At 69.8% G+C, this 5,357-nt stretch carries 7 protein-coding genes; all 7 read left to right on the top strand.

Features of this window, described 5'->3' with window-relative positions; translation table 11 throughout:
• On the top strand, positions 1–186 hold a 186-nt coding region (locus tag GH736_RS16505; RefSeq protein WP_162529575.1), incomplete at its 5' end, for a CinA family protein.
• 145 nt (positions 187–331) lie between these two features.
• On the top strand, positions 332–640 hold the full coding sequence (locus tag GH736_RS16500) for a helix-turn-helix domain-containing protein (RefSeq protein ID WP_159605269.1): 309 nt from the start codon (positions 332–334) through the stop codon (positions 638–640).
• Positions 641–704: 64 nt separating this feature from the next.
• Positions 705–947, top strand: coding sequence for a DUF3046 domain-containing protein (locus tag GH736_RS16495; RefSeq protein WP_159605267.1), 243 nt, complete (start codon positions 705–707; stop codon positions 945–947).
• A gap of 279 nt (positions 948–1,226) precedes the next feature.
• Complete coding sequence (recA, locus tag GH736_RS16490) at positions 1,227–2,294, top strand: recombinase RecA (protein WP_159605265.1); 1,068 nt, start codon at positions 1,227–1,229, stop codon at positions 2,292–2,294.
• Positions 2,295–2,329: 35 nt separating this feature from the next.
• On the top strand, positions 2,330–3,073 hold the full coding sequence (locus GH736_RS16485) for a regulatory protein RecX (RefSeq protein ID WP_159605263.1): 744 nt from the start codon (positions 2,330–2,332) through the stop codon (positions 3,071–3,073).
• A 12-nt stretch (positions 3,074–3,085) separates the two neighbouring features.
• Positions 3,086–4,681 (top strand): tRNA (N6-isopentenyl adenosine(37)-C2)-methylthiotransferase MiaB, encoded by a 1,596-nt coding sequence (gene miaB, locus GH736_RS16480; protein ID WP_159605261.1) that lies wholly within the window; start codon positions 3,086–3,088, stop codon positions 4,679–4,681.
• A 1-nt stretch (position 4,682) separates the two neighbouring features.
• Positions 4,683–5,357: tRNA (adenosine(37)-N6)-dimethylallyltransferase MiaA (gene miaA, locus GH736_RS16475; protein ID WP_159605259.1), on the top strand; the 675-nt coding region annotated here is incomplete at its 3' end.

Below are 5,357 nucleotides of genomic sequence, written 5' to 3'. Positions count from 1 at the left end.
GGCCCCGACTGGCAGGACGGCCGGCCGCCCGGCACCGTGTACGTCGGGATCGCGTCGCCGCGAGGCATCCGCTCGGTCGGGCTCGACCTCGACGGGAGCCGTCCCGAGGTGCGCGCGGCGGCGGTCGGAGCGGCAGTGGCGGCAGCGCTCGAGGAGCTCGACCTCATCGGCGTTCCCGCGGAATAACCTTCGTGAACAACCTGTTACAGGTGACGTGTTCACACGAAAGTCCAAGTGTGCGACGCTAGGTTGGAAGTCACGAGAGTCGGGTAGACTGACCCTCCCGTTTCCGGCTCCGGCGGAGTCGATGGCAGAGTGAAGGAGGTCCCCGATGGTTCTGGTTCGACAGGAGATCGGCGACGTGCTGAGGGACTTCCGTCTGCAGAAGGGTCGCACCCTTCGTCAGGTGGCGTCGAAGGCCAGCGTCGCTCTCGGTTATCTCAGCGAGGTGGAGCGCGGCCAGAAGGAGGCCTCCTCCGAGATCCTCGCGTCGGTCGCAGAGGCGCTCGACACCCCCATCTCCGTGATCATGCACGAGGTCGGCGATCGCATCGCCGTCCTGGAGGGCCTGGCGGTCGTGCCCGACAGCCTGCCCGACGAGCTCGTCGCGGAGTTCGACGCGGACATGATGGTCCGCTGACCCACCCACGATCCACCGCCTCGGCCGGTCTTCGGACCGGCCGATGGCATGTCCGGGAGCATCGATGAAGCTGAGCGAGTTCCAGATCGCGGTCGATGAGGAGTTCGGCGCCGGGTACGGCGGCGTCGTCGTGAACGACCTCGTGCTCCCCGGACTCGGCGACCGCACCGCACGAGAGGCCCTCGCGGCCGGCGTGCCGCCGCGCGAGGTCTGGTTGGCGCTGTGCGAGGCGACGGATGTCCCGGCCGAGCGTCGTCACGGCGTCGGCCGACGCGAGCCCGGGCGCGCCAAGCGGCGCATCTCCTGATGCCCCGGGGACGTCCCCGCGTCCCCGAAGACGTGTTCGACACGCGGGCGTGTCTTCGAACATGCGTTCGGATGCTCGGCTAGGCTCGTCCTCGACAGCAGGAGGAACGTCGCGTCCCTCCACATCCCGCCTCACGGGGCTCCGGATGTCGGTGGGCGGCCATACGGTCGAAGCGTCGGAACACACCGCAAACGCCTTGTCGCGAGACGCCGCGGGTCACGGCCCGCAACGTGGAACGACAGCCTAGAGGCAGCCGCAACGAGCACGAGGAGCCAGCACATGCCATCACCCGTAGACCGCGAGAAAGCACTCGAAACCGCACTCGCCCAGATCGACCGCCAATTCGGCAAGGGGTCGGTGATGCGCCTCGGCAGCGAAGACCGTGCTCCCGTCGAGGTCATCCCCACGGGCTCCGTCGCACTCGACGTCGCGCTCGGGGTCGGCGGCCTTCCCCGCGGCCGCATCATCGAGATCTACGGCCCCGAGTCGTCGGGAAAGACCACGCTCACCCTGCACGCGATCGCCAATGCGCAGCGTGCCGGCGGCATCGCGGCGTTCGTCGACGCCGAGCACGCGCTCGACCCCGAGTACGCGAAGAAGCTCGGCGTCGACATCGACTCGCTCCTCGTCTCCCAGCCCGACACCGGTGAGCAGGCGCTCGAGATCGCCGACATGCTCGTGCGCTCGGGCTCCATCGACCTGATCGTGATCGACTCGGTCGCGGCGCTCGTGCCGCGCGCCGAGATCGAGGGCGAGATGGGCGACTCGCACGTCGGCCTGCAGGCCCGCCTCATGTCGCAGGCGCTCCGCAAGCTCACGGGTGGCCTCAACCAGACCAACACCACGATGATCTTCATCAACCAGCTGCGCGAGAAGATCGGCGTGTTCTTCGGCAGCCCCGAGACGACCGCCGGCGGCAAGGCGCTGAAGTTCTACGCGTCGGTCCGACTCGACATCCGCCGGATCGAGACGCTGAAGGACGGCACCGAGGCGGTCGGCAACCGCACGCGCGTCAAGGTCGTCAAGAACAAGATGGCGCCGCCCTTCAAGCAGGCCGAGTTCGACATCCTCTACGGCGTTGGCATCTCGCGCGAGGGCTCGCTGATCGACTACGGCGTCGACCAGGGCATCGTGAAGAAGTCGGGTGCCTGGTACACCTACGACGGCGACCAGCTCGGGCAGGGCAAGGAGAACGCGCGCAACTTCCTCCTGCAGAACCCCGACATCGCGGCCGACATCGAGAAGAAGATCCTCGCCAAGCTCGGCATCGGGGCGGCCGGCGCTGCGCCCGCCGTGCCGTCGAACGTGGAGTCGATCGAGGGCAAGCTCGGGCGCAAGGGCGCCTGAGCCGCACGATGAACGAGACCGGGAAGGGGAGTGAGATGAGCGACGCAACCGAGCACCTCGCCCCGGTCTCGTACCTGCCGTGGGCCACGCCGCCCCACGACGCCGGCTCCGCACGCGGGGCGTCGCCATCCGCCGGCCACGCTGGCCCGGGTGCCTCCGACGACTTCGGAGAAGCGGCTGAGGACCCCCGCTCAACCGGCTCGGGTTCGAGTCGTTGGTCGACGTCGAGCTCCGACGCCGCTGCTCGGCGCGCGGAGCGTCGACGCGGTCGATTCACGGTCGTCAGCGACGACCCCGAGGAGACCGGCCCCGAGCGCGACGAGCGCATCGACCGGCTCGTCGTGTCGCGCCTGCGTCGATCTGCGTTGTCCGTCGCCGAGGTGCGAGCGGTGCTCGCCGAACACGGCCTCGACGAAGCCGAGATCGAGGAGTGGATCGAGCGCTACGAGCGATTCGGCTACCTCGACGACGCGCGACTCGCCGAGCAACTCGTGCACGTGAACGGAGCTCGTCGCGGTCGGGGGAGCGGCGCCATCCTCCAGGAGCTCTCCCGGCGCGGCGTCGACCCCTCCGCGGCTCGCGCCGCGGTCGACGAACTCGACCCCGACGTCGAGCGTCGCAACGCCCTCGAGGTCGCGCATCGACGTGCGAGGCAGCTCACCGGGCTCGACCACCAGACGGCGGAGCGGCGGCTCTCGGCCTTCCTGCAGCGCCGTGGCTATCCTGGCGACATCGTCCGCGAGGCGGTGACGGCGGCGCTGGCCGCCGATGGCTCGTAAACTGGTGCGATCATGAGCACCCTTCGCGAGGCCTCGACGATCGAGACCACTGAGCCGGCGTCCACGCCGCGAACCTACGAGGTCCGCACGTTCGGCTGCCAGATGAACGTGCACGACTCCGAGCGCCTCAGCGGATCGCTGGAGGCAGCCGGCTACGTTCCCGCCGACGGCGCTGAGCCCGACATCGTGGTCATCAACACATGCGCCGTGCGCGAGAACGCCGACAACAAGCTCTACGGCAACCTCGGACATCTCGCCGGCGTCAAGCGTCGTCACGCCGGCATGCAGATCGCCGTCGGCGGGTGCCTCGCCCAGAAGGACAAGAACGTCATCCTCGAGAAGGCGCCCTGGGTCGACGTCGTCTTCGGCACCCACAACATGGGCTCCCTGCCGAGCCTCCTCGAACGCGCACGCCACAACGACGAGGCGCAGCTCGAGATCCTCGACGCCCTCGAGGTCTTCCCATCCACCCTTCCGACCAAGCGCGATTCCACGTACAGCGGGTGGGTGTCGATCTCCGTCGGCTGCAACAACACCTGCACGTTCTGCATCGTGCCGGCCCTCCGCGGCAAGGAGAAGGACCGGCGACCCGGTGAGATCCTCGCCGAGATCCAGGCACTCGTCGACGACGGCGCCGTCGAGGTGACCCTGCTCGGCCAGAACGTCAACTCCTACGGCGTCGAGTTCGGCGACCGCCAGGCCTTCGGCAAGCTGCTCCGCGCGGCCGGCCAGATCGACGGCCTCGAGCGCATCCGCTTCACGAGTCCGCACCCCGCCGCGTTCACCGACGACGTCATCGACGCGATGGCCGAGACGCCGGCGGTGATGCCGCAGCTGCACATGCCGCTCCAGTCGGGCTCCGACCGCATCCTCAAGGCCATGCGACGGTCGTACCGCTCCGAGAAGTTCCTCGGCATCCTCGACCGGGTCCGCGCCCGCATCCCGAACGCTGCGATCTCCACCGACATCATCGTCGGCTTCCCCGGCGAGACCGAGGAGGACTTCCAGGAGACGCTCCGCGTCGTGGAGGAGGCACGGTTCGCCTCGGCGTTCACGTTCCAGTACTCGATCCGCCCCGGCACCCCGGCCGCGACCATGGACGAGCAGGTGCCCAAGGAGGTCGTGCAGGAGCGCTACGACCGCCTGATCGCGCTGCAGGAGCAGATCTCCTGGGAGGAGAACCAGCACCTCATCGGGCGTCCCGTCGAGGTCCTCGTCTCGACGGGCGAGGGCAAGAAGGACGCCGAGACGCACCGGCTGAGCGGCCGGGCCGAAGACAGCCGGCTGGTGCACTTCGAGGTTCCCGCCGGCTCCGAACTGCCGCGTCCCGGTGATGTCGTGTCCGTCACCATCACCCAGGCGGCGCCGTTCCATCTCCTCGCCGACTCGCTCGACGATGCGCCGCTGGCGATCCGCCGCACCCGGGCGGGCGACGCGTGGGATCGCGCGCAGGCCGAGAGCTGCGCCGTGGCGGCCGGCTCCGCTGCATCCGTCGGCGCCCGTGTCTCGCTGGGCCTGCCGTCGCTGCGCGCCCGTGGCGCCGAGCCGCTCGTGGCCCCCGGGGTCGGCACGATGCCGATCTACGACCCGAGCGACGCACAGCGCTGACGTGACCCTCATCGCGATCGTCGGCGCGACCGGCACCGGCAAGTCCGACTTCGCGCTCGACCTCGCCGAGGCGTTCGAACGGGTCGGCCGGGTCGCGGAGGTCGTGAACGCCGATGCCATGCAGCTCTACCGCGGCATGGACATCGGCACGGCGAAGCTGCCGCTCGAAGCGCGGCGCGGGGTGCCGCATCATCAGCTCGACGTGCTCGACATCACCGAGGAGGCGTCGGCCGCGGCCTACCAGCCCGCTGCCCGTGCGACCATCGACGACATCCTCGCTCGCGGGCACGTCGCGCTGCTCGTCGGCGGTTCCGGCCTGTACGTGTCATCCGTCATCCACGACTTCCGCTTCCCCGGCACGGATGCGGCCATTCGCGCGCGGCTCGAGGCCGAGCTCGCCGAGGTCGGGCCCGGCCTCCTCCACGCGAGGCTGCGTGCCCTTGATGCCGAGACCGCCGCGAGCGTGGATGCCCAGAACGGCCGTCGCATCGTGCGCGCGCTCGAGGTCATCGAGCTCACGGGGGAGCCGAAGGCCGCACGCCTTCCCGACGAGCCCGTGTCCTGGCGTCCGCACCGCATCGTGCACCTCCGCAGCGATCGCGCACGCCTCGTCGAGCGGCTCGACGCCCGCGCCGCGCGGATGTGGGAGGACGGGCTGCTCGAGGAGGTCCGCGAC

It is taken from the genome of Agromyces humi (assembly GCF_009720255.1).
GTDB classification, from domain to species: domain Bacteria; phylum Actinomycetota; class Actinomycetes; order Actinomycetales; family Microbacteriaceae; genus Agromyces; species Agromyces humi.
This window is presented reverse-complemented; position numbering and strand designations above follow the sequence as displayed.

What these genes read in the sequence shown, in the direction of transcription:
- GH736_RS16500 (WP_159605269.1), top strand. Translation starts at nt 332, where the DNA reads ATGGTTCTGGTTCGACAGGAGATCGGCGACGTGCTGAGGGACTTCCGT.
- GH736_RS16495 (WP_159605267.1), top strand. Translation starts at nt 705, where the DNA reads ATGAAGCTGAGCGAGTTCCAGATCGCGGTCGATGAGGAGTTCGGCGCC.
- recA (WP_159605265.1), top strand. Translation starts at nt 1,227, where the DNA reads ATGCCATCACCCGTAGACCGCGAGAAAGCACTCGAAACCGCACTCGCC.
- GH736_RS16485 (WP_159605263.1), top strand. Translation starts at nt 2,330, where the DNA reads ATGAGCGACGCAACCGAGCACCTCGCCCCGGTCTCGTACCTGCCGTGG.
- miaB (WP_159605261.1), top strand. Translation starts at nt 3,086, where the DNA reads ATGAGCACCCTTCGCGAGGCCTCGACGATCGAGACCACTGAGCCGGCG.